General features: G+C 66.4%; 26 protein-coding genes. 25 read left to right on the top strand and 1 reads right to left on the bottom strand.

Features of this window, described 5'->3' with window-relative positions; genetic code table 11:
* The first annotated feature begins 128 nt into the window (after positions 1-128).
* From QJT78_RS30190 to QJT78_RS30215, 6 genes are all read left to right on the top strand, one after another.
* Positions 129-2,219, top strand: a complete 2,091-nt coding sequence (locus tag QJT78_RS30190; RefSeq protein ID WP_212490983.1) for a ParB/RepB/Spo0J family partition protein — start codon at positions 129-131, stop codon at positions 2,217-2,219.
* Between the two features lie 92 nt (positions 2,220-2,311).
* Positions 2,312-3,364: a toprim domain-containing protein gene (locus QJT78_RS30195; RefSeq protein WP_038943885.1), complete on the top strand. Its 1,053-nt coding sequence runs from the start codon at positions 2,312-2,314 to the stop codon at positions 3,362-3,364.
* Between the two features lie 325 nt (positions 3,365-3,689).
* Positions 3,690-4,619, top strand: coding sequence for a DUF2493 domain-containing protein (locus QJT78_RS30200; protein WP_038943886.1), 930 nt, complete (start codon positions 3,690-3,692; stop codon positions 4,617-4,619).
* A 175-nt stretch (positions 4,620-4,794) separates the two neighbouring features.
* On the top strand, positions 4,795-5,235 hold the full coding sequence (locus tag QJT78_RS30205) for a hypothetical protein (protein WP_038943887.1): 441 nt from the start codon (positions 4,795-4,797) through the stop codon (positions 5,233-5,235).
* 576 nt (positions 5,236-5,811) lie between these two features.
* Complete coding sequence (locus tag QJT78_RS30210; RefSeq protein ID WP_038943888.1) at positions 5,812-6,138, top strand: DUF736 domain-containing protein; 327 nt, start codon at positions 5,812-5,814, stop codon at positions 6,136-6,138.
* A 129-nt stretch (positions 6,139-6,267) separates the two neighbouring features.
* Positions 6,268-6,480, top strand: coding sequence for a helix-turn-helix transcriptional regulator (locus QJT78_RS30215; protein ID WP_038943889.1), 213 nt, complete (start codon positions 6,268-6,270; stop codon positions 6,478-6,480).
* A gap of 19 nt (positions 6,481-6,499) precedes the next feature.
* Here QJT78_RS30215 and QJT78_RS30220 read toward each other — a convergent pair whose 3' ends face one another.
* Complete coding sequence (locus tag QJT78_RS30220) at positions 6,500-6,745, bottom strand: helix-turn-helix transcriptional regulator (protein WP_038943890.1); 246 nt, start codon at positions 6,743-6,745, stop codon at positions 6,500-6,502.
* A 227-nt stretch (positions 6,746-6,972) separates the two neighbouring features.
* Between QJT78_RS30220 and QJT78_RS30225 the strand changes: the two genes are divergently transcribed.
* The 19 genes from QJT78_RS30225 (at position 6,973) to trbJ (ending at position 22,013) form a co-directional block, all read left to right on the top strand.
* Complete coding sequence (locus tag QJT78_RS30225) at positions 6,973-7,236, top strand: DUF2285 domain-containing protein (protein WP_038943891.1); 264 nt, start codon at positions 6,973-6,975, stop codon at positions 7,234-7,236.
* A 125-nt stretch (positions 7,237-7,361) separates the two neighbouring features.
* Entirely contained in the window at positions 7,362-7,643 is a 282-nt protein-coding gene (locus QJT78_RS30230) for a DUF6499 domain-containing protein (protein WP_240537648.1), read from the top strand.
* Positions 7,603-8,148: a DUF2285 domain-containing protein gene (locus QJT78_RS30235; RefSeq protein ID WP_240537649.1), complete on the top strand. Its 546-nt coding sequence runs from the start codon at positions 7,603-7,605 to the stop codon at positions 8,146-8,148. Before QJT78_RS30230 ends, QJT78_RS30235 begins: the two co-directional genes overlap by 41 nt.
* Before the next feature lie 213 nt (positions 8,149-8,361).
* A complete protein-coding gene (locus QJT78_RS30240; protein WP_038943893.1) occupies positions 8,362-8,613 on the top strand; it encodes a helix-turn-helix domain-containing protein in 252 nt (83 codons plus the stop codon).
* Positions 8,614-8,624: 11 nt separating this feature from the next.
* Positions 8,625-9,740 carry a replication initiator protein A gene (locus tag QJT78_RS30245; RefSeq protein ID WP_212490985.1) on the top strand — a complete coding sequence of 372 codons (1,116 nt, stop codon included), beginning with the start codon at positions 8,625-8,627 and terminating at the stop codon, positions 9,738-9,740.
* Complete coding sequence (gene parA / locus QJT78_RS30250) at positions 9,737-10,375, top strand: ParA family partition ATPase (protein WP_038943895.1); 639 nt, start codon at positions 9,737-9,739, stop codon at positions 10,373-10,375. Before QJT78_RS30245 ends, parA begins: the two co-directional genes overlap by 4 nt.
* Positions 10,372-10,626: a hypothetical protein gene (locus tag QJT78_RS30255; RefSeq protein ID WP_038943896.1), complete on the top strand. Its 255-nt coding sequence runs from the start codon at positions 10,372-10,374 to the stop codon at positions 10,624-10,626. Before parA ends, QJT78_RS30255 begins: the two co-directional genes overlap by 4 nt.
* Positions 10,623-11,141 (top strand): DUF2840 domain-containing protein, encoded by a 519-nt coding sequence (locus tag QJT78_RS30260; protein ID WP_038943897.1) that lies wholly within the window; start codon positions 10,623-10,625, stop codon positions 11,139-11,141. The genes QJT78_RS30255 and QJT78_RS30260 overlap by 4 nt, the downstream gene beginning before the upstream one ends.
* Entirely contained in the window at positions 11,138-11,683 is a 546-nt protein-coding gene (locus tag QJT78_RS30265) for a S26 family signal peptidase (RefSeq protein ID WP_038976194.1), read from the top strand. The genes QJT78_RS30260 and QJT78_RS30265 overlap by 4 nt, the downstream gene beginning before the upstream one ends.
* 35 nt (positions 11,684-11,718) lie before the next feature.
* A complete protein-coding gene (locus QJT78_RS30270; protein ID WP_038943900.1) occupies positions 11,719-12,054 on the top strand; it encodes a DUF736 domain-containing protein in 336 nt (111 codons plus the stop codon).
* Positions 12,055-12,058: 4 nt separating this feature from the next.
* Positions 12,059-12,775 carry a lytic transglycosylase domain-containing protein gene (locus tag QJT78_RS30275; RefSeq protein WP_038943901.1) on the top strand — a complete coding sequence of 239 codons (717 nt, stop codon included), beginning with the start codon at positions 12,059-12,061 and terminating at the stop codon, positions 12,773-12,775.
* Positions 12,776-12,821: 46 nt separating this feature from the next.
* Positions 12,822-14,549 (top strand): VirD2 family relaxase/mobilization nuclease, encoded by a 1,728-nt coding sequence (locus QJT78_RS30280; protein ID WP_240537650.1) that lies wholly within the window; start codon positions 12,822-12,824, stop codon positions 14,547-14,549.
* A 41-nt stretch (positions 14,550-14,590) separates the two neighbouring features.
* Positions 14,591-16,573: a conjugal transfer protein TraG gene (locus QJT78_RS30285; protein ID WP_281460382.1), complete on the top strand. Its 1,983-nt coding sequence runs from the start codon at positions 14,591-14,593 to the stop codon at positions 16,571-16,573.
* Between the two features lie 7 nt (positions 16,574-16,580).
* A complete protein-coding gene (locus QJT78_RS30290) occupies positions 16,581-17,027 on the top strand; it encodes a hypothetical protein (protein WP_038943905.1) in 447 nt (148 codons plus the stop codon).
* A gap of 203 nt (positions 17,028-17,230) precedes the next feature.
* Entirely contained in the window at positions 17,231-18,220 is a 990-nt protein-coding gene (gene trbB, locus QJT78_RS30295) for a P-type conjugative transfer ATPase TrbB (RefSeq protein WP_038952631.1), read from the top strand.
* Between the two features lie 26 nt (positions 18,221-18,246).
* On the top strand, positions 18,247-18,558 hold the full coding sequence (locus QJT78_RS30300) for a TrbC/VirB2 family protein (RefSeq protein WP_085965422.1): 312 nt from the start codon (positions 18,247-18,249) through the stop codon (positions 18,556-18,558).
* A complete protein-coding gene (locus tag QJT78_RS30305) occupies positions 18,558-18,833 on the top strand; it encodes a VirB3 family type IV secretion system protein (protein ID WP_038943908.1) in 276 nt (91 codons plus the stop codon). Before QJT78_RS30300 ends, QJT78_RS30305 begins: the two co-directional genes overlap by 1 nt.
* 7 nt (positions 18,834-18,840) lie before the next feature.
* On the top strand, positions 18,841-21,279 hold the full coding sequence (gene trbE, locus QJT78_RS30310; RefSeq protein ID WP_038943909.1) for a conjugal transfer protein TrbE: 2,439 nt from the start codon (positions 18,841-18,843) through the stop codon (positions 21,277-21,279).
* Positions 21,276-22,013, top strand: coding sequence for a P-type conjugative transfer protein TrbJ (gene trbJ, locus QJT78_RS30315; protein ID WP_038952629.1), 738 nt, complete (start codon positions 21,276-21,278; stop codon positions 22,011-22,013). Before trbE ends, trbJ begins: the two co-directional genes overlap by 4 nt.
* Position 22,014 lies beyond the last annotated feature (1 nt).

Below are 22,014 nucleotides of genomic sequence, written 5' to 3' on the forward strand. Positions count from 1 at the left end.
GAAGGTGCGCTAATTGGAAGTCGTCGGTTATGCGGCGCTGCCCTCTAGAGTGAGAGGGCGGCGCTGCGCTTCGTGACGAGTTGATGCCGAGAGAGAGGCTTTCGGCGCTCGTCGCGGAGTACATCCCGATGGCTACCCCTGTTCAGAAGATCACCCTCTCGCCCTCGCGCGACATCCCCTTCAACAAGCTCTTGCTCTCCCAGTCGAACGTCCGGCGCGTGAAGGCCGGTGTCTCGGTCGAGGAGCTGGCCGACGACATCGCCCGCCGCGGCCTGCTGCAGGGCCTGAGTGTGCGGGCGGTCCTCGATCCGGACGGCGGCGAGACCGGCATGTTCGAGATCCCGGCCGGTGGCCGGCGCTACCGGGCGCCGGAGCTGCTCGTGAAGCAGAAGCGTCTCGCCAAGACCGCGCCGGTGCCCTGCATCGTCCGCGACAGCGGCATCGCCGAGGAGGACTCGCTCGCCGAGAACGTCCAGCGTGCACCACTGCATCCGCTTGACCAATTCCGGGCCTTCCTGGCGCTGCGCGAAAAGGGTCAGTTCGAAGAAGAGATCGCCGCCGCCTTCTTCGTCTCGGTCAATGTCGTGAAGCAGCGGCTGAAGCTCGCGTCGGTCTCGCCGGCGCTGCTCGACATCTATGCCGAGGACGGCATGACGCTCGACCAGCTCATGGCCTTCACCGTCTCCGGTGACCACGAGCGCCAGGAGCAGGTGTTCGAGCGGCTGAAGGCGTCCTACGACAAGCAGCCCTACGTTATCCGCCGCATGCTGACCGAAGGCGCGGTCCGCGCCTCCGACAAGCGGGCGCAGCTCATCGGCCTCGACGCCTATGTCGCGGCGGGCGGCACGGTGCTGCGCGACCTGTTCCAGGGCGATGATGGCGGCTGGCTGCAGAATGTTCCGCTGATCGACCAGATGGTCGCCGAGAAGCTGAAGGCGGACGCCGAGGCGATCGCCGTCGAAGGCTGGAAGTGGATCGAGGTCGCGCCCGACTTCGCCTACGGCCACGCCTTCGGCCTGCGCCAGCTTCGTGGCGAGGCCGTCGCGCTAACGGCCGAGGAAGAGGCCACCCGGGACGCGCTCCAGGCCGAGTTCGACCGGCTGTCCAAGGAATATCAGGACGCCGACGAGCTTCCGGATGAAGTAGATGAGCGCTTGTCGGAGCTGGAGACGCTGATCGAGGGTTTCGACGACCGTCCCGTGGTGTTCGACGCCGCCGAGATCGCGCGTGCCGGCGCTTTCGTCAGCATCGGCGCCGACGGCCAGCTTCGCGTCGAGCGCGGCTATGTCCGGCCGGAAGATGAGTTGCCGGCCGAGCCTGCGTCAGAGACGGACGCGGACGGTGACGACGAACGCGCGACAGCCGCCAGCTACGAGGGCGATGAGGCCGTCGTGACGGCGGAGCCCGACGCCGAGCTGGAGGAGGACGAGGGTCTCTCGCCCATCTCCGACCGGCTGATGACGGAGCTGACCTCGCACCGGACGCTCGGCCTGCGCCACGCGCTTGGCGAGCGTCCGGACGTCGCCTTCATCGCGGCCCTGCACGTTCTGACGTTGAAGACCTTCTACCACTATGGCTCGGATAGCTGCCTCGAACTCGATCTAAAGAGCGTCAGCTTCGGGACGCAGGCGCCGGGCCTCAACGACAGCGCATCGGCCGAGGCGATCCGCGCGCGGCACGAGAGCTGGTCGAAGGCACTTCCCAAGGAATCGGCCGATCTCTGGGACGCCTTGCAGGAATGGGATCGCGACAGCCAAGCGGGCCTGTTCGCCCACATCGTCAGCCTCTCGGTCAACGCGGTGTACGAGCCCTGGAACCGGCGGCCCCGTTCGGTGGCCCATGCCGATCGGCTGGCGCAAGCGGTTGATCTCGACATGGCGACGGGCGGGTGGAAGCCGACCGTGGACAACTTCCTCGGCCGGGTGACGAAGGCTCGCATCCTTCAGGCGGTTTCCCAGGCGAAGGGGCAGCGCGCCGCCGATCGGATCGAGCATCTCAAGAAGGGTGACATGGCGGCCGAGGCGGAAACGCTTCTGGCCGACACCGGCTGGCTGCCCGAGCCACTCCGCACACCGGGCAGCGTCATTGAGGCCGAACCAACCACGGAATCTGCGGCCGAGGAAACTGCAGAGCAGTCCAGCGAAAAACTGCCGGAGGACGAGGACGAGCCGGTCGCACAGAATGATGACGCCGGCGAGCCGATGATCGCGGCCGAATAGCTGCCGACTGCAACGAGGCCCGCCGCCCGGACCACCCCACGGAGCAGGCTTCGGGGACCTGGGCTGCGGGCCTTTTCTTTTCGAGGACCATCATGAGCAACACCGCGCATGATCTCGCACGGCGATTAGGTCGGCAGGCCGAGGCCGTGTGCCGCCATTACCTCTCCGCGGGGCGGCGTGAAGGCGGCTATTGGCTTGTCGGCGACGCCCGCAACGTCGCTGGCCGTTCGATGTTCGTGCGGCTCAAGGACACGGCGAAAGGGCCGGCGGGCAAATGGACCGACGCCGCCACCGGCGAGCATGGCGACCTGCTCGACGTCATCCGGGAAAGCTGTGGTCTGATCGACTTCAAGGACGTCGCCGATGAGGCGCGTTCGTTCCTCAGCCTCCCGCACCCCGAGCCAGAGCCCGCTCAATCCCGAGCGCGCGGACCTAGTGCCCCAACCGGATCACCGGAAGCGTCACGCCGACTGTTCGGCATGTCGCAGCCGATTTCCCGGACTCTCGTAGAAACGTATCTCCGTAATCGCGGCATTACGGCTTTGCACGGAACCGCAAGCCTGCGCTTCCACCCGCGCTGCTACTATCGGCCCGACGACGATAGCCCGACCGAAACTTGGCCGGCGATGATCGCTTCCGTCACCGATCTCTCTGGCCATCTGACCGGGGCGCATCGCACTTGGCTTGATCCGGGCGGCTTCTCCAAGGCGGCGCTCGGCAAGGCGCCGATCGACACACCGCGACGAGCGATGGGCGACCTTCTCGGAAATGCCGTTCGATTTGGCGTGGCGGGCGAAGTCATGGCGGCTGGCGAAGGCATCGAGACGATGCTGTCGCTCCGATGCGTCTTGCCGAGCATGCCAATGGTCGCGGCGCTCTCGGCCGCCCACCTCTCCGCCATCCTGTTCCCGGACACGCTTCGCCGGCTCTACATCGCCCGTGACGACGATCCTGCCGGCGACGGTGCGATGGCGACGTTGATCGGCCGGGCGCAGGAGGCCAGGATCGAGGCGATCGTGATCTCGCCGCGGCTCGGCGACTTCAACGAGGATCTCCGGCTGCTCGGTGTCGATGCGCTTCGGGGTACCAGCCGGGTGCAGATCGCGGCACAGGACGTCGCTCGCTTCATGGAGCTGGCGGCATAGCCGGAACGGAATGAGGAGTCGCGTCGGCGTCGTCACGGCGAGGCCGGCGGTCATGCTTCCTTGTGAGTCGGAGAGGACCGCCCCCACGGCCTTCTGAGAGGGCGATCGGGCAGCAAGCGGCTCGGACCGGCAACCTTGTGCGCCGACTATTTTCCGGCGGCGGCCGAGGCCGCCTTTCCATCGCGAGACAAAATAGTCGGCCCCTTCGGTCCTCCGCCAAGGCTCCGGCCCTTCGCTGCGCTGCGGGTGCAGGTCCGGTCGCCTGCCGCCTTCGTCGCCATGAAAGCCGCGATGGGCGCGGTCGATCCGACGAAGGAAGCCTGCGATGACCACCGACCACGACGACGATTTTGAGCCGCACCATAGCTCATCCTCGACCGACCAGGTCCTCCACGAACTCCAGCTCTATGGCTACCGCCCCTTCCACGACGAGCCCGACCCGAGGCCGCTCCCCGAAGCGAACATCCTCGTGGGCAGTATCTCCGACATCTTCGACGCCCTGGTGGTGGCGCTCGCCGACACACGCCTCGAGCCCGACCTCGAAGACCTGCTCTGGTCGACGGTGAACGTCTTTCATCGCGCCATCGACCGGATCGAACGCGAACTCGACGACAACGAGCTGGCGCAGCAGCGCTCCCAGCGGGAACAGGACGGCAGTGAGGTGAAGTCCGTCGAGCTGGAGCGACTGACGGCGGAAGGCCAGACGCTGATCGAGCGACGCAACGCCTTCGAACTGATGCGCGACCAGGCCGCCGACCAATTCGAGCAGCACACCTACTCCGCCTGGCGGCCGCGCAACGGGTCGAAGGTCAACCATCGCAACCTCACCTCGGCGATGATCGACAGCCGCGACTTCCTGGCTGCGAAGAAGCGCGCCGACAACCAGGTGCTCCTGCCGGCGGGTCCGAAGGTGGCGCTCACCGGCGGGCTCGACTTCAACGATCACCGCCTGATCTGGGCCAAGCTCGACCAAGTCCATGCCAAGCACCCCGACATGGTGCTGCTGCACGGTGGATCGCCCAAGGGAGCGGAGCTGATCGCCGCCAAATGGGCCGATAACCGCAAGGTGCCGCAAATCGCCTTCAGGCCTGACTGGACGAAGCACGCCAAGGCTGCGCCGTTCAAGCGCAACGATGCGATGGTGGAGACGCTGCCGATCGGAATGATGTACTTCCCCGGCACGGGCATCCAGGACAACCTCGCCGACAAGGCCAAGAAGCTCGGCATTCCGGTCTGGAAATTCGGCGGCGCGTAAGCGCCGCCCTCAATCATTCAGCGATGAGAGGGCCAATCTGCAGCGCAGCCGGGCAGCGGAACTCCCACAGGAATTCCGCTCCCGATCTGGTCCATTTCCGGCTATACTCAGGACCGCGCCGTGGTGGTGGTGGAAGGCGCGACCGTCAGACCTTTATCTCACGGAGACCGCCGCCATGATCATCTTTGGACCACTACTCGTCATCGCCGGCATTTGCTTCGTCTGCTGGCTTCTCTTCACCCTTGCTGTATTCGCCTTGCCCTTCTTCGTGGGCCTGACGCTCGGCGTCTGGGCGTTCCACAGCGGCGCCGGCGTGCTCGGCGGCATCCTCGTCGGCTTGGTCGCCGGCGGGGCGACGTTCGGTATCGGCCAGTTCGCGCTGGGCTTCGTGCCCTGGACCTGGATGCGGCTCCTGATCATCCTGCTTTTCGTCGCACCCGCCGTGGTCGCTGGATACAGCGCCACCTACGGGATCGCGCACATGGCCATGCCGTCCGCGACTTGGCAGACGATCTTCGCGGTCATTGGTGCGATCGCCGTCGGGATTACCGCGTTCTTCCGGTTCACAGGAATGGCCACACCCGGACTGGCCGGAAAGGGCATGGCGCGGACCTGATATCGATCCAGCGGCGAGAGGCAGGCGCGGACAGGCTTGCGCAGCGCCTCCTCGTCATCGGTGGTGGCTGAGGCTGGCGGGAGCCCGAGATCATCGTAGCCGATCGCCCGCTCGCATCCTCATAGGGAAATTGGACCGAGCGTCGCCGCTCTCGCTCTCCACCGACATACAAGGCGTTGACCGGCCTCGGTCTGCTATCGCGGCGCACTGGTCTGGAAGCGCCGGGTCGCCTGAAGGAGATCGCCTCGATCTGCCGGAGTCGTGCGCGCCAGACTGTTTCCAGCGCGACAGTCGCCAGGTTCTCCTTGAATCACCTCTGTAGATCGAGAGCACCAAACGGCCTCTTCAATGGGCTGATCTAGCCGAAGGACGGCTGAAGCCTCGATCGCCTATGGCGCAACAGCGGCGTCAAAACTTTCTTCCCCTGCCGGCTGCGCCGCCATTCCTCGCGAAACAAGAAAGCCCCTCCTCTGCTGTCGAGCCCCTCCGGGGTGCGCCGTCGATCGCCTCCGGCCAACCGATCGCCATCGAGGCCGCAATGGTGCGGGCTCGAAACAGAACTCAAGGAGAAATACCATGGCCACCATCGGCACCTTCAAGAAGACCGGCACGAACGAATTCACCGGCGAAATCGTCACCCTCTCGGTCCAGGCCAAGAACGTCCGGATCGTCCCCGAAGCGGCCCGCACCGCCGACAACAGCCCCAGCCACCGCGTCTACGTCGGCCGAGTGGAAATCGGTGCCGCCTGGTCCAAGCGCTCCAACGAGGGCCGCGACTATCTGGGCCTCAAGCTCGACGATCCGAGCTTCACCGCCCCGATCTTCGCCAACCTCTTCGACGACGAAGAGGGCGAGGGCTACAGCCTGATCTGGTCCCGCCCCAACGGCCGCCGGGGCGACTGATCTAATGCCCCGTCCGGCCGGTCCGGGCGGGGCATCCCCTTGCCCGCGAGGGCGGCGGCGATCCTTGAACAGGCGGAATACCTAGTTTACTAGGTGGCAGTATATTAGGTGGCACGGCGATCTCACCGCATGAGCTTGCGGGAGATCGTCGCGACGAATCTGCGAAGACTGAGACATGCCAAAAGCCTGTCGCAGGAGGAGCTTGCCGATCGTGCGGGCATCAATCGCAACTATGTTGGCATGCTGGAGCGCGAACAGCACTCCGCGACCGTCGACATGCTCGAGAAGCTCGCCGAGGTCCTTGAGGCGGACCCCGTCGAATTCTTTCGTCGCGAGACGTGAACCAAGCTCGTCACGGAATTTAAGGCTCGATTGGGGTCTTCTTCCGAGCCTTCACAGGTACGGCGCGCACCAGCTCGGTGGCTTCCACCTCGAGCGCCTCCGCGATCCGACCCAGCACCGTCACGCTCGCCGAGACGTCAGCGCGTTCGATCCCTCCGACGTACCGGGCGCTCAACCCGGCCCTTTCGGCCAATTCCTCTTGCGTCATCCCTTTCGCATGACGCAACCGACGCAGATTGATCGCCATGACCTCCTTAAGATCCATGGCGATGATGGAGCCGACATAGGAACTATCGTTCCAGGAATGATCGTTCCGATTCGTACATGCCGTTGTTATTCATCGACCATGCGAAGGCGTCAGTTTGCCACTTCCGCGAGCAACGTGATGCGCCCCAGGCATCGCGGCGTAAGTATTCGCTGCGCAAATCTTGCAAAAATTCGCGGTAAATGAATGGCTAACACATTGCTTTGATCTCTAGGGGGTGGATCGCAATGACTGAGGTGTCCTTCCAGGACCGGCCGCCGCACACCGACCGCTTAAACGCCTATGACGAGCAACATCTGGCGATCTATCTCCGATTGCTGATGGCAGACGAAGAGGGCGCCGACTGGCGCGAAGTCGTGCAGTTCATCTTCGGCCTCGACCCGGCGCAGGAGCCCGCTCGTGCCAAAACGGTCCATGACAGCCACTTGGCGCGAGCCCGCTGGATGACAGAGACGGGCTATCGGCACTTGCTTGAACCCCGGATGCAGTGAGTTCTCGTCCCGGACTCCCACGGCTCGCAGCCACGCGCGATGCAACCTTAAGGACTACTTTGGCGGGCGATTTTTCCGGATCGTGGCGACCCTCCTTGAGAGAGGACAAAACGAGAGGAAACGCCATGCCCACGGAGGATTGGCGCTCGCCGGAGACGATTGATCGCCTGAACTGCCTTGAACGTCCCGGTTTTGCCGCCGAATTTTTGCGCCGCAACCCTGATTACCGCCGCGACTTCGTCCGGACCCAGCGCCGGATCGCACGCGCTTCCGTCGATGCCGAGGCTGCCCACGTCAGTCTCGCTCGGCGATGGGGGTTGCGCTTTCGCCCACGATCCCGCGTCTCCAGTCGGACTCGAACCCGTCTTGTGGCTACCGGAAGTCTCACCGGCCACGCTGATTCTTGAACCGGCGCCATCCGGGTTCGATACGACGACATCCTTCGATACGAGCGCCTTCAGTCCTGCACCCGTCGAGCGCACCGACGCCGATGGCCGCGAACTGGTGATCGTCGACGGCTCGGGCGAACTCCATATCCGCCTGCAAGATGAGCAAGCCACGCGACGCCCGGCCGTGCTTCTGCCGCTCGACGGTATGTTCGAGCTTCGACTCGACGTCGCGCTACGCTTCGCGCGGCGACTTAGCGGCCAGCGCCTCAACTTTCTCCCGACCGCCCTGCGGCTCACATCCTTCCAGAAACGGCGACTGATCCAACTCCTCCACGCCTTCGACGTTCACGATGCCGGCGGTGGCCCGCGCGAGATTGCGGCGGAAGTACTCAGCTCCGACCACGCCCAGCTTCCCTCTGTCGAATGGAAGGATTCGCACGCGCGCCGCAAAGCCAACCGCCTGATCCACGATTCGATCGCCCTCGTCGAAAGGGGCTATCTGAAGCTCCTGCGCGGTCTCTGACGCGCGCCACCATCCATCCCCACGCATCGCTATCACCGCTCGGACCATTGGCCAACGGCCATGTCCGCGACGTTTCCGTTCGCCCCGTCTCAAACGGGGGGACACGCGCCAACCAAAATATTCGTCCACCCCCAACGCCTGAACTCTCCGCCACCGTCACCCCGACATGCCGCGATTTGGCCGCGGCGCTTCGAGGCAAGACGGAGGCTCCCTATGCTCGACAGGTCCGCGCAGCTTTCCACGCGCTACGTCCGAACCCACGAGGCGGCGCGCCTCCTCGGCATCTCGGCGCGCACCCTGGAGAAATATCGCTGCCACGGCAGCGGCCCGACCTTCCGCAAACTCGGCGGCCGCGTCGTCTACGCCATCGGCGATCTCGAGGCCTGGGCTGATCAGGCCGCCTGCAGCTCGACATCAGATCCCCGTTACGTCGAGGCCCGCGCCGCCGGCCACGCGCAGCGCTGAGGCGGTCTCTGATGTCCTCGCGCCGCCTCATTACCGCCAGCGAACGGAGCAAGCTCGACCCGTTCGTGGTCGCCACGGGCGACGCCAGCCCGCGCGATCAGCGCGACCTGATGGAGCGACCGTTCTTCTCGCTCGCTAAGACCAGGCGCACCGCGCCGATCCTCTACGAGGCCGGCGACGTGCGGGTGGAAGTCTATGCCGTCCCTGAGCACGGTATGGCGACCATCTGGGATGCCGACGTGCTGATCTGGGCGGCGAGCCAGATCGTCGAGGCCGAAAACCTCGGCTTCAAGACCTCGCGCTTCCTGCGTTTCACGCCGTACCAGCTCCTGACGTCCATCGGCCGGCAGACCGGCGCGCGCGATTACAAGCTCCTGAAGGGCGCACTCGCGCGCCTGCAATCGACCGTCATCCGCACGACGATCCGCAACGGCGAGCATTGGCGGCGGCACCAATTTTCCTGGATCAACGAGTGGGAGGAATGCACGACGCGCGACGGCCGCGTCGAGGGCATGGAGTTCGTCCTCCCCGACTGGTTTTACCGCGGCGTCATCGATCGCTCGCTCGTTCTCGCGATCGATCCGGCCTACTTCCGACTGACCGGAGGCATCGAGCGCTGGCTCTACCGCGTCGCCCGCAAGCACGCCGGCCGTCAGCCGAAGGGTTGGCTGTTCGAGATCGCCCATCTGCACGAGAAGTCCGGAAGCCTGGTGCGCGTCTCGGATTTCGCGCTCCAGATCCGGCGGATCGCCGCGCGCCAACCGCTGCCCGGCTATAGCCTGCGCATCGAGTGGCAGGGCCGGCGCGAGCTGCTGCGCATTCTGCCGGCTCACTTATCCACAGTCCCTGTGGATGGCGCTGTGGAAGCGGTCGGGACTTCGCACGCAAACGGTATCGGGACTCCGCACGCAGCCCTATCGGGACTTCGCACGCACGAATCCCAGCTAACGCTCTGGCCGGAAACGGCGATTCCGGGCCTTAACTTAGAGTCTAACTCAGAATCTAACTCTTGTAGTTGGCCGGCGCGATCTGCGGATAAGCGCACCACCCCTGCCACGCCGACCTCACACCAGCCAGGACGACAGCCGTCTCTGCCCTTCAGCCGGCCGCCGGGAGGGAAGCGATGATCATCGCTCTGCTCAATCAGAAAGGCGGCGTCGGCAAGACCACGCTTGCGCTGCACCTCGCCGGCGAGCTGGCGTTGCACGGCAAGCGCGTCACGCTGATCGATGCGGACCCGCAGGGCTCGGCGCTCGATTGGTCGCAGCAGCGGGCGCGGGAAAACGTCTCGCGGTTGTTCGGCGTCGTCGGCTTGGCGCGCGACACGCTCCATCGCGAAGCGCCCGAGATCGCCCGCACCGCCGACCACGTCGTGATCGACGGCCCGCCACGCGTCGCCGGCTTGATGCGCTCGGCGCTCCTCGCCGCCGACCTGGTGCTGATCCCCGTGCAGCCGTCACCGCTCGATGGCTGGGCTTCGGCCGAGATGCTGGCCTTGCTGCGCGAGGCGCGCATCTACCGTCCGCAGCTCGCCGCCCGCTTCGTGCTGAACCGCTGCGGCGCCCGCACGGTGATCGCCCGCGAGACCGCCGAGACGCTGGCGGATCACGATCCGCCGGTGCTCGCCAGCACGGTCGGCCAGCGCGTCGCCTTCGCCGACGCCGCGCAATCGGGCCGCCTGGTCTTCGAGCTGGCCGAGCAAAGCGCCGCGGCCCGGGAGATCAGCGCGCTCGCCGCGGAAGTCGCGAGGATCGCGCCATGAACGAGCGACCCACCAGGCGCGGCTTTGTGGCGCGACCAGGCGACGCCGAGGGCTGGATCAAGGCGCCCGAAGTCCCGGCGCGGCGCACCGATGACGCCTCGGCGTTCACCGCGCGTCTCACCATCGACGTCACGCCAGCGCTGCGTGGCCGCATCAAGGTCGCGGCCTTCCGGCGCGGGGTCACCGTCGCAGACATGCTGCGCGACCTCCTCGTGCGCGAATTCCCCGACGACGCCGGAGAGCCATCATGAGCGACAACGCACTGTCGCCGCAGCAAGCCGCGCCGCTGTCCAGTCGCGCCGCCATTGCGCTCACGCATGTCGAGCTGACCTGGATCGAGAAGAAGATCGAGCGCTGGCTGCGCTTCGGCCGGCGTGCCGAGGAGAAGATCCTCGATCGTCGCCGCAGCATCTCCAGCTTCAAGCCGGGCAGTATCTTCGCCTTCGTGCGCTGGGCGTCGAATGACTTCGGCACCATCATTTCGCGCATGGATATCGTGCGTGCGGTCGAAGCCGGCGCGCCGTACCAGACGCTGCCCTTCGTGAGCCCCGGCGGCGAGATCCTGTTGCGCGTCGATAGCTGGCCGAAGGTCGAGCGCGTGCTGCTGGCGATCGATGCGGTCGAAGCCCTCGACATCGATCCGGCAGACGCCGCGCCGGAATACTGGCGCCACCTCCACAACCGCCTCGCCGCCGGCCATGAGCCGCACCCCTACGCGCGCGATCAGCATGCGGCGTGGCTCAAGCGCAGGAGCGTCACGCCGTGACCCGCTTCGGCTACGTCATGACGACGTACTTCGCCATGCTCGTCTTCATCGGCTTGGCGTTCTTCCATCCGGCGCCGCGCCTGATCTGGAACGTCACGGCGAGCACGCCGACCGGGCTCTATGCACTCCGGCCGGCCGGACGGCTCCATGCGCTCGAGCTGGTCGCCGTGCGTGCGCCTGAACCGATCGCCAGCTACCTGGCTAATGGCGGCTTCCTGCCGAAGGGCGTGCCGCTGCTGAAGCATGTGATGGCGCTGTCTGGACAGACCGTGTGCCGCGTGGGCGACGCCATCACCGTCGATCGCGTCGCCGTCGGCACGGCGCGTGAGCGCGATCATCTCGGCCGCCCCCTGCCGCGTTGGAGCGGCTGCCACACGCTCGGCCCCAGCGATGTCTTCCTCATGAATCCGACCGTCCCGGACAGCCTGGACGGCCGCTATTTCGGCCCACTTCCCACCACCGCGATCATCGCCCGCGCGGTCCCCTTGTGGACCGACGAGGCCGGTGACGGCCGCTTCGTCTGGCGCGCCGCCACCGATTGACCCGCTTCTCAACCCGCCAACAACGGAGGCTTTCCATGGCGCAGATTGGTCAGTTCACCCGCGATAAATCCGGTTTCATCGGGCGCATCCAGACGCTGTTCTTCTACCGCGACCTCTCTCTCGTACCGGCCGAATCCTCCGATGCCGAGAATGCGCCCGACTACCGCATCCACCTCGGCGATGGCGAGGGTCCGGAGATCGGCGCGGGTTGGACGCGCACGGGCGAGAAGGCAGGCGAGTATGTCTCGCTGGTCATCGACGATCCCGCACTCGCACAGCCGATCCGCGCCAATCTCTTCCAGTCGGGCGACGACAAGTCCGCCTGGGTGTTGAACTGGAACCGGCCGCCGAAGCGCAGCGAGCGGGACTGAGCGAATGCGGCGCGCGCTTCTTCTCATCGCCAGCGCCACGGCGATCGGCATGCCGACGGTCGCCGTCCGCGCTCGGCCAGCAGCGGCCGTAGTGCAGGCTGCAACCGAACCCTATGCCGCGTTGATCGCCGAGGCCGCACAGCGGTTCGCCATCCCGGCAGCATGGATACGGGCGATCATGCGTATCGAGAGCCGCGGCGATCGTCGTGCAATCTCCCCGAAGGGCGCGATGGGCCTGATGCAGCTCATGCCCGAAACCTGGGCTTCGCTGCGCGCTCGCTATGGCCTTGGGCGCGACGCGTTCGATCCGCGCGACAACATCCTGGCCGGCGCGGCTTTCCTGCGCGAGATGCACGACCGCTACGGATCACCAGGCTTCCTCGCGGCCTACAATGCTGGGCCTGGACGATACGAGGACTACCGCGATCGCCGCCGTCCGTTGCCGGCCGAGACGGTCGCCTACGTCGCGGCGCTCGTCCCTTTTGTCGGGGACGGCGTGACCGATGGGCCTGTCCTGGTGGCGGCCTCCGATCCGTCGTCCTGGACACAAGCGCCGCTCTTCATCACGCGGTCGGCAAGCGCTGAATCGGCTCGTGGCGAGACCTCCAAGCAGCAGCCGAACGCCACGCCGGCCGTCGTTGCCGTGCGCGATGTCTCCGCCATCGCCCCGCAATCAGGCGGTCTGTTCGTGCCCGTTTCCGCATCGGGGCCGCAGCCATGATCGCGCCGTCCGCCGGCCTTTCGTTCGCGGCGAAATCACCGTCAGCGTGCGCTTTCCTTGGCGGCGTGGCATCCGCTCCTCGCGCAGCCAGCGGGCCAAGCCTTTCATCGCCCAGGCGCTCGCCGCCGCCCAGCGCGCCGGAGGCGGCGGCGTCTCGCGGCAGGGTCTGCTCCGGAGCGGCAACCGCTCGACCTTCGGCCGCGGCCGTGTCGCCGCCATCCGAGCGAACCATCTGCTAACGGGCCGCTCGCGCCTGGTGACGGTCAAGGCGCGCGTCGTCCGCCACACCGCGCGCTCGGCGCCGCTTGGCGCTCATCTCGGCTACCTCCGGCGCGAGGGCGTCACCCGGGACGGGGAGAAGGCCAGGCTGTTCGGTCCGGAGACCGAGGACGCCGATCCCAAGGCCTTCGCAGAGCGGAGTGAGGGTGACCGCCACCACTTCCGCTTCATCGTCAGCCCGGAGGATGCGCCGGAGATGGCCGACCTCAGGGGCTACGCCCGCGAGCTGGTCGGCCAGATGGAGAAGGACCTCGGCACCAAGCTCGATTGGGTCGCCGTCGATCACTGGAACACCCAGCACCCGCACGTCCATATCATCGTGCGGGGCGTCGCCGAGGACGGCCAGGACCTCGTCATCTCCCGCGACTACATCAAGGAGGGGATGCGCGCCCGCGCTCAGGACCTGGTCACACAGGAGCTGGGGCTGCGCAGCGATATCGACATCCGCCATGCGCTCGAACGCCAGGTCGAGGCCGAGCGATGGACGCAGCTCGACCGGCAGCTAATGCGCGATGCCGGCCGGCAGGGTGTCATCGATATCGCGCCCTCTCCGGGACAGGAGCCCGACCCGTTCCAGCCGCTGAAGGTCGGGCGGCTGCGGCATCTGGAGAGCCTCGGCCTCGCGCATCAGCTCGGGCCCGGCCAGTGGACGATGGACGAGGCGGCCGAAACCACACTCCGCGAACTCGGCGAGCGCGGCGACATCATCAAGCGCATCCATCGCGGCTTGCGAGAGCGCGGGATCGAACGCGCGGCCGCGAGCTATGTGCTGGCCGGCGAGAGCCTTGACGTACCCGTCATCGGCCGGATGGTGGATCGCGGCCTGGACGACGAACTGAAGGGCACAGCCTATGCCGTAATCGACGGCGTGGACGGCCGCACCCACCACATCAAATTCCCCGACCTCGACGCGACGGGCGATAGCGCGCCAGGCTCCGTCGTCGAGCTTCGCAAGTTCGACGACGCACAGGGGCGCCGGCGCGTGGCGCTGGCCGTGCGGTCGGACCTCGCGATCGAGGACCAGGTGACGGCCAGCGGCGCGACCTGGCTCGACCGGCAGGCGGTCGCGCGCGATCCCGTGGCGCTGGGCCAATCGGGGTTCGGCGCCGAGGTCCGCGACGCGCTTGACCGGCGGGCCGAGCAGCTCGTCGAGCAGGGCCTCGCCGAGCGCCAGGCGCGGGGCATCACCTTCTCCCACGGCCTGATCGGTACGCTCCGGCGCCGTGAGGTCGAAGCCTTAGGCGAGCGGCTCGCCACCGAGACGGGCCAGACCTTCAACCAGGCCGCCCCCGGCGAGTACGTCGCCGGCTCATACCGCCAGCGCTTCACGCTCGCCTCCGGGCGCTTCGCCATGATCGACGACGGTCTCGGCTTTCAGCTCGTGCCCTGGACGCCCTCCCTCGAAAAGCAGCTCGGCCGCCACGTCTCCGGCGTCGCGCGCGATGACGGCGGCGTCGACTGGGGCTTCGGTCGCAACAGAGGAATTGGCATATGAGTGATCCTTCGAGCCAAAGGTCCCAGGAGAGGCTCGCCGGTATGTCCGCGACCAAGATTCTCTGGGGTCAGATCATCACGGTCTTCGCCATCGTGTTGCTCGCAATTTGGTCAGCTACGGAGTGGACCGCTTGGCGGCTTGGCTTCCAGCCCGAGCTTGGGCGGCCCTGGTTCGAAATCCTGCGCTTCCCGTTTTATCTGCCGCCAGCGTTCTTCTGGTGGTGGTACGCCTACGACGCCTATGCGCCGTCGATTTTCATCGAAGGGGCATACATCGCATCATCCGGCGGACTCATCGCCGCGGCCGTCGCCATTGGGATGTCGGTCTGGCGTGCCCGCGAGGCGAAGAACATCGAGACCTATGGCTCTGCGCGTTGGGCGCAGCCGAAGGAGATCGAGCAGGCCGGCTTGCTCGGTCCCGACGGCGTGGTGCTGGGCCGCCACGACCGCAGCTACCTCCGCCATGATGGACCGGAGCATGTGCTTTGCTTCGCGCCGACCCGCAGTGGCAAAGGCGTCGGCCTGGTCATCCCCTCGCTACTCACTTGGCCGGGGTCGGCGATCGTCCACGACATCAAGGGCGAGAACTGGCAGCTCACCGCCGGCTTCCGGGCGCAGCACGGCCGCGTCCTCCTGTTCGACCCGACCAATGCGAAGTCGTCGGCCTACAATCCACTGCTTGAGGTCCGGCGTGGCGAGTGGGAAGTCCGCGACGTGCAGAACATCGCCGACATCCTGGTCGACCCCGAAGGCAGTCTTGAGAAGCGCAATCACTGGGAGAAAACCAGCCATGCGCTACTGGTTGGCGCCATCCTGCACGTACTCTACGCCGAGGAGGACAAGACCCTCGCCGGTGTCGCCGCCTTTCTGTCCGACCCCAAGCGGCCGATCGAGTCCACCTTGGCGGCGATGATGAAGACCGCCCACCTCGGCGAGGCCGGCGTTCATCCCGTGGTCGCGTCTGCGGCGCGGGAGCTGCTGAACAAGTCCGGCAACGAACGGTCCGGCGTGCTGAGCACGGCGATGTCGTTCCTCGGCCTTTACCGTGATCCCGTCGTCGCCGAGGTGACGCGCCGCTGCGACTGGCGGATCGGCGACATCATGGCCGGCGACCGCCCGACGACGCTCTACCTCGTCGTCCCGCCGTCCGACATCAACCGGACCAAGCCGCTCATCCGCCTGATCCTCAACCAGGTCGGCCGCCGCCTGACGGAGGACCTGCAGGCCAAGGCGGGACGCCGCCGATTGCTCCTCATGCTCGACGAGTTCCCGGCGCTCGGCCGCCTCGACTTCTTCGAGTCGGCGCTGGCCTTCATGGCAGGCTACGGCATCAAGAGCTTCCTAATCGCCCAGTCGCTGAACCAGATCGAAAAGGCCTACGGCCCGAACAACTCGATCCTCGACAACTGCCATGTCAGGGTCAGCTTCGCGACCAACGACGAGCGGACGGCGAAGCGCGTCAGCGATGCACTCGGCACGGCGACCGAGATGAAAGCGATGAAGAACTACGCCGGCAGCCGGCTATCGCCGTGGCTGGGGCATCTCATGGTCTCGCGCTCGGAGACCGCGCGCCCGCTGTTGACACCGGGCGAGGTGATGCAGCTCCCGCCCGCCGATGAGATCGTCATGGTGTCAGGTGTCCACCCGATCCGGGCGAAGAAGGCGCGCTATTACGAGGACGAACGGTTTCAGGAGCGGATCGTAGCGCCGCCCGTGCCGGCGCGGCCGAAGGAGGGGCGGCCCGATGATTGGAGCGCCCGTCCGCTGCCGCCGCGGCCGCCGACGCCGATGGCACGCGACGGCGAGGAAGCTGATGACGAAGATCCAAAGAATGTGGATCGGCGCAAGCAGCCCGAGCTGAGTCAGGAGGCTATCGAAAAAAAGCAGCCGGTCGAGAATGAGTTCGCACTCGATCCCGCAGACGACATCGAGGAGGACGCGCCCCGGATCGGACGGATGAACGACCTGATGCAGGGTGTCGCCCGCCAGGCCTCGCTCGATCCGGGCGACGACCTCGGACTGTGAGGGTCGGATGACGGCGCCGAAGAAAAAGGCCCAGGTTTCGGTCTATCTCGACCCGGGCGTCATGAAGGCGCTTTCCGCATATGCGGCGCGCCGCGAGCAATCGATGTCGCTCGTCGCCGAGGCGGCCATCGCATCGTTCTTGTCACCCGATGCCGACGAGCGACGCGAAGCGGCGATCGCCAAGCGTCTCGATCAGCAGGATCGACGCCTGGCGCGGCTCGAGCGCGACATCTCGATCGGCGTCGAGACGCTGGCCTTGTTCATCCGCTTCTGGCTGAACACAACGCCGCCGCTCCCTGAACCGGCCGCGAAGGCCGCGCGCGCCCAGGCCGGCGCGCGCTACGACAACTTCATCGCCACGTTGGGCCGGCGCCTCAACGAAGGGCCGAAACTTCGGCAGGAGATTCCGGACGACGTCTCGGAGCACTCTGCGAGCGGCTCCTCCGAGTCGTAATCTCCGAACCAAATTCATTTCGTGATGCGGCAAAGGACAGCGAGTGCCAGAATAGGTCCACCGCACCCGGCAAGTCTTTTTTCTCTGCTCTACGCTCGGTCCCTACGACGACTGAATACTTGTTGAACTGCCCTATTTCTTGCCTCTTCTAATCATCCCCGTCGCCAATCGCGTGTTGCGATTAGCTTATTACGGGGACGATCGTGGCGGTTGCTCCACTCCATTCCGAGGCCTTCTCGCGCGGCGCGCGCATGCTGCGCACCGCGCTCGGCCCGGCGATCGCCGCCTTCCTCGAAGACCCATCGATCGTCGAGGTGATGCTTAATCCCGACGGTCGGCTCTGGATCGACCGGCTGTCGGGAGGCCTGGAGGACACCGGGCGCACCATGTCTGCCGCCGACGGCGAGCGCATTGTGCGCCTGGTCGCGCACCATGTCGGTGCCGAGGTGCATGCGGAGCGGCCGCGAGTCTCCGCCGAGCTTCCCGAGACGGGAGAGCGGTTCGAAGGGCTGTTGCCGCCCGTCGTGACGGCGCCAGCCTTCGCGATCCGCAAGCCTGCCGTGGCAGTGTTCACGCTCGACGACTATGTCGCCGCGGGCACCATGACCGCCGGCCAGGCGGCGGCCCTGCGCGCGGCCGTCGCGTCGCGCAAGAACATCCTCGTCGCCGGCGGCACCGGCACCGGCAAGACCACGCTCACCAACGCCCTCCTGGCCGAGATCGCCGGGAGCAGCGACCGCGTCGTGCTGATCGAGGATACGCGCGAGCTGCAATGCCGCGCGCCGAACCTCGTCGCTATGCGCACCAAGGACGGCGTTGCCTCGCTCTCCGATCTCGTCCGCTCGTCGCTGCGCTTGCGGCCCGACCGCATCCCCATCGGCGAGGTGCGCGGAGCCGAAGCGCTCGATCTCCTGAAGGCCTGGGGCACAGGCCACCCCGGCGGCATAGGTACGATCCACGCCGGGACAGCCCTCGGGGCGCTGCGCCGCCTCGAGCAGCTCATCCAAGAAGCCGTCGTCACCGTCCCCAAGGCGCTACTCGCCGAGACCATCGATCTCGTCGCGGTGCTGCGCGGCCGCGGTGGCGAACGCCGCCTTTCCGAACTTGCTCTCGTCACCGGTCTCGATCCCGCCACCGGCGACTACCGCGTCCAAACCGCCGAGGCGGGCGGCGATCCCGGAGACCTCTCATGATTCGCGTTCTTGCCTCTGCCCGCCGTATGCACCGGCGCGCCTTCGACGTCGTCACCTTCGCAGCACTCTCGCTGACCTTTGCGCCAGCGGCCTATGCCTCCGGTTCTTCCATGCCGTGGGAGACGCCGCTCAACTCCATCCTCGAGTCTGTGCAAGGGCCGGTCGCCAAGATCATCTCGGTGATCATCATCACGGTGACGGGCCTGACGCTCGCGTTCGGCGATACGTCGGGTGGCTTCCGCCGGCTGATCCAGATCGTGTTCGGTCTCTCGATCGCCTTCGCCGCGTCGAGCTTCTTCCTGACCTTCTTCAGCTTCTCCGGCGGAGCGCTGGTCTGATGTCCGCGATCGTCGATCCCGACGTGCCCGGCTTCTTCGCGCCGGTCCACCGTGCTCTCACCGATCCCATCCTGATGGGCGGCGCGCCGCGGACAGTTGCGATCGCCAACGGCACGATCGCGGCGGCGATCGCGCTCGGCCTGCGGCTCTGGATTCCTGGCGCCCTGCTCTGGGCGGTTGGACACGCGGCGGCGGTGTGGGCCGCCAAGCGCGATCCGCTCTTCGTGGACGTGGTGCGCCGTCATCTCCGCTATCCCGCGCATCTGGGCGTGTGAGGTCGCAATGCTGAACCTCGCCGAATATCGCAACCGCCCTGCCGGTCTCGCCGACTTCCTGCCCTGGGCCGCTCTGGTCGAAGAGGGTGTCGTCCTCAACAAGGATGGTTCGTTCCAGCGCACCGCGCGCTTTCGCGGTCCGGACCTCGACAGCGCCACGCCCGCCGAGCTCGTCGCCGTGACATCGCGGCTGAACAATGCGCTACGCCGCCTCGGCTCCGGCTGGGCGATCTTCGTCGAGGCGCAGCGGATCGCAGCGCAGACCTATCCGCACTCGACCTTCCCCGATCCCGCGTCGGCGCTGGTGGATCTTGAACGGCAGGGCGCCTTCGAGGAAGCGGGCGCGCATTTCGAGAGCCGTTACTTCCTGACGTTCGTTTGGCTGCCGCCTGCGGAAGACGCCTCGCGCATCGAGAGCTGGCTCTACGAAGGGCGCACCCAAACCGGCGTCGATCCCTGGGAGCTGCTGCGGGGCTTCGTCGATCGCACCAATCGCGTGCTGCAACTGGTCGAGGGTTTCATGCCCGAGGTCAGCTGGCTCGATGACGGCGACACACTGACCTACCTGCACGCGACAATCTCGACGAGGGCGCAGCGCGTCCGCGTCCCCGAGACGCCGATGCACCTTGATGCACTGCTCGCCGACGAGCCGCTCGCCGGCGGGCTGGAGCCGAAGCTCGGCACAAATCACTTGCGCACGCTAACCATCGTCGGATTTCCGACCGCGACCCATCCTGGCATTCTCGACGAGCTGAACCGGCTGGCTTTCCCATACCGCTGGTCCACCCGCGCCGTGCTGCTCGACAAGACCGAGGCGGTGAAGCTGCTAACCAAAATCCGGCGTCAGTGGTTCGCCAAGCGCAAGTCCATCGCCGCCATCGTCAAGGAGGTGATGACCAACGAGGCGTCGACACTGGTCGATAGTGATGCCGCCAACAAGGCGGCCGACGCCGACATGGCGTTGCAAGAGCTGGGCACCGACGACGTCGGCCAGGCATACGTCACGGCCACCGTCACTGTATGGGACGAGGACGCCGGCCTCGCCGCCGAGAAGCTCCGTCTCGTCGAGAAAGTCATTCAAGGCCGCGACTTCACCTGCATGCCCGAGGGTGTGAACGCCCTGGAGGCGTGGCTCGGGTCAATTCCCGGCCACACCTATGCGAACGTCCGGCAACCGCCCGTCTCCACGCTGAACCTCGCGCACATGATCCCGCTCTCAGCGGTCTGGGCCGGCCCGGCACTCGACGAGCATTTCAAGGCGCCGCCGCTGCTGTTCGGCAAGACCGAAGGCTCGACGCCGTTCCGGCTGAGCCTGCATGTCGGCGATGTCGGCCACACGGTGATTGTCGGCCCGACCGGCGCCGGTAAGTCGGTCCTGCTATCGCTGATGGCGATGCAGTTCCGCCGCTACCGCAACGACCAAATCTTCGCCTTCGACTTTGGCGGATCGATCCGCACCGCCGCGCTCGCCATGGGCGGCGACTGGCACGATCTCGGTGGCAGCCTGTCCGCTGGATCCGAGCATTCCGTCTCGCTGCAACCGCTCGCGCGGATCGATGATCAGGCCGAGCGCGCCTGGGCGGCCGAGTGGGTGACGGCCATCCTCGCCAAGGAAGGCGTCACCATCGATCCGACCGCGAAGGAGCATGTCTGGTCGGCGCTGACGTCATTGGCGTCCTCGCCCGTGGGCGAGCGCACTATCACCGGCCTCGCGGTCCTGCTGCAATCCACCGCGCTCAAGCAGGCGCTTCAGCCTTATTGTGTTGGTGGTCCTTCGGGACGGCTCCTCGACGCCGAGACTGAGCAGCTCGGCTCCGCGCCAGTCCAGGCCTTCGAGACGGAAGGTCTGATCGGCGCCGGCGCGGCGCCCGCCGTGCTGACTTATCTGTTCCACCGCATCGAGGGTCGCCTCGACGGACGCCCGACCTTGCTGATCATCGACGAGGGTTGGCTGGTCCTCGACGATCCGGCCTTCGCGCAGCAATTGCGCGAGTGGTTGAAGACGCTCCGCAAGAAGAACGCGTCCGTCGTCTTCGCCACCCAATCGCTCTCCGACATCGACGGCAGCAACATCGCGCCAGCGATCGTCGAGAGCTGCCCGACGCGCATCTTCCTGCCGAACGAGCGCGCGATCGAGCCGCAAATCACCGCGATCTACCGCCGCTTCGGTCTCAACGATCGCCAGATCGAGATCCTCGCCCGCGCTACACCTAAGCGCGACTACTACTGCCAGTCGCGCCGCGGCAATCGGCTCTTCGAACTGGGGCTCGGCCCCGTCGCGCTCGCCTTCTGCGCCGCCTCTTCCAAGGCCGACCATGCCGCAATCGAGCGCCTGGTCGCCGAGCACGGCCGCGAGGCCTTCACGCAGACCTGGCTTGCGGACCGTGAGCTGCTGTGGGCCGCCGATCTCATCCCTGACCTGACCAACCTAGAGACGTCATCATGATCAAGCTGCGCCATCTGGCGACGGCGAACGCCGTCGTGCTCACCTTGGCTGTCACTACGCCGCCCGCGTCGGCGCAGCTCACCGTCTACGACCCGACCAACTTCAGTCAGAACGTGCTGACGGCGGCACGCGAGCTTCAGCAGATCAACAATCAGATCACGATGTTGACCAATCAGGCGACGTCGCTGGTCAACCAGGCGCGCAACCTTGCCAATCTGCCGATGTCGACGCTGACCCAGCTCCAGTCCTCGATCACCCAGACCCAGTCACTGCTAAGTCAGGCGCAGAACATCGCCTTCAATGTCCAGCGCGTCCAGCAGGCCTTTTCGACCAGCTATGGCACTGCGGCGGGTACGGGCTCTACCGCAACCATGGTCGCCAACGCCCGAACGCGCTGGCAGAACTCCGTCGCGGCCTTCGAGGACAGCCTGAAGGTTCAGGCAGGCGTGGTCGGCAACATCCCAACCAACTCCAGCGCCATGACCTCGCTGGTTTCCGCTAGCCAGAGCGCCACCGGCGCGCTGCAGGCCGCGCAGGCTGGCAACCAGCTTCTGGCCCTGCAATCGCAGCAGCTCTCCGACCTCGTCGCGGTGCTCTCGGCCAAGAGCCGGGCCGACGCGCTGGAGCAGGCGCGCACCGCGTCGGCCGAGGCGCAGGGCCAGCAGAACTACAAGACATTCTCGACGCGCAGCGGCTACCAGCCCGGCAACGTCACAATGTTCAGCGGGAATTGAG

The organism is Bradyrhizobium sp. Mp27 (assembly GCF_029953005.1).
GTDB classification, from domain to species: domain Bacteria; phylum Pseudomonadota; class Alphaproteobacteria; order Rhizobiales; family Xanthobacteraceae; genus Bradyrhizobium; species Bradyrhizobium barranii.

What these genes read in the sequence shown, in the direction of transcription:
- QJT78_RS30190 (WP_212490983.1), top strand. Translation starts at nt 129, where the DNA reads ATGGCTACCCCTGTTCAGAAGATCACCCTCTCGCCCTCGCGCGACATC.
- QJT78_RS30195 (WP_038943885.1), top strand. Translation starts at nt 2,312, where the DNA reads ATGAGCAACACCGCGCATGATCTCGCACGGCGATTAGGTCGGCAGGCC.
- QJT78_RS30200 (WP_038943886.1), top strand. Translation starts at nt 3,690, where the DNA reads ATGACCACCGACCACGACGACGATTTTGAGCCGCACCATAGCTCATCC.
- QJT78_RS30205 (WP_038943887.1), top strand. Translation starts at nt 4,795, where the DNA reads ATGATCATCTTTGGACCACTACTCGTCATCGCCGGCATTTGCTTCGTC.
- QJT78_RS30210 (WP_038943888.1), top strand. Translation starts at nt 5,812, where the DNA reads ATGGCCACCATCGGCACCTTCAAGAAGACCGGCACGAACGAATTCACC.
- QJT78_RS30215 (WP_038943889.1), top strand. Translation starts at nt 6,268, where the DNA reads ATGAGCTTGCGGGAGATCGTCGCGACGAATCTGCGAAGACTGAGACAT.
- QJT78_RS30220 (WP_038943890.1), bottom strand. Translation starts at nt 6,745, where the DNA reads ATGGATCTTAAGGAGGTCATGGCGATCAATCTGCGTCGGTTGCGTCAT.
- QJT78_RS30225 (WP_038943891.1), top strand. Translation starts at nt 6,973, where the DNA reads ATGACTGAGGTGTCCTTCCAGGACCGGCCGCCGCACACCGACCGCTTA.
- QJT78_RS30230 (WP_240537648.1), top strand. Translation starts at nt 7,362, where the DNA reads ATGCCCACGGAGGATTGGCGCTCGCCGGAGACGATTGATCGCCTGAAC.
- QJT78_RS30240 (WP_038943893.1), top strand. Translation starts at nt 8,362, where the DNA reads ATGCTCGACAGGTCCGCGCAGCTTTCCACGCGCTACGTCCGAACCCAC.
- QJT78_RS30245 (WP_212490985.1), top strand. Translation starts at nt 8,625, where the DNA reads ATGTCCTCGCGCCGCCTCATTACCGCCAGCGAACGGAGCAAGCTCGAC.
- parA (WP_038943895.1), top strand. Translation starts at nt 9,737, where the DNA reads ATGATCATCGCTCTGCTCAATCAGAAAGGCGGCGTCGGCAAGACCACG.
- QJT78_RS30255 (WP_038943896.1), top strand. Translation starts at nt 10,372, where the DNA reads ATGAACGAGCGACCCACCAGGCGCGGCTTTGTGGCGCGACCAGGCGAC.
- QJT78_RS30260 (WP_038943897.1), top strand. Translation starts at nt 10,623, where the DNA reads ATGAGCGACAACGCACTGTCGCCGCAGCAAGCCGCGCCGCTGTCCAGT.
- QJT78_RS30270 (WP_038943900.1), top strand. Translation starts at nt 11,719, where the DNA reads ATGGCGCAGATTGGTCAGTTCACCCGCGATAAATCCGGTTTCATCGGG.
- QJT78_RS30275 (WP_038943901.1), top strand. Translation starts at nt 12,059, where the DNA reads ATGCGGCGCGCGCTTCTTCTCATCGCCAGCGCCACGGCGATCGGCATG.
- QJT78_RS30285 (WP_281460382.1), top strand. Translation starts at nt 14,591, where the DNA reads ATGTCCGCGACCAAGATTCTCTGGGGTCAGATCATCACGGTCTTCGCC.
- QJT78_RS30290 (WP_038943905.1), top strand. Translation starts at nt 16,581, where the DNA reads ATGACGGCGCCGAAGAAAAAGGCCCAGGTTTCGGTCTATCTCGACCCG.
- QJT78_RS30300 (WP_085965422.1), top strand. Translation starts at nt 18,247, where the DNA reads ATGCACCGGCGCGCCTTCGACGTCGTCACCTTCGCAGCACTCTCGCTG.
- QJT78_RS30305 (WP_038943908.1), top strand. Translation starts at nt 18,558, where the DNA reads ATGTCCGCGATCGTCGATCCCGACGTGCCCGGCTTCTTCGCGCCGGTC.
- trbE (WP_038943909.1), top strand. Translation starts at nt 18,841, where the DNA reads ATGCTGAACCTCGCCGAATATCGCAACCGCCCTGCCGGTCTCGCCGAC.
- trbJ (WP_038952629.1), top strand. Translation starts at nt 21,276, where the DNA reads ATGATCAAGCTGCGCCATCTGGCGACGGCGAACGCCGTCGTGCTCACC.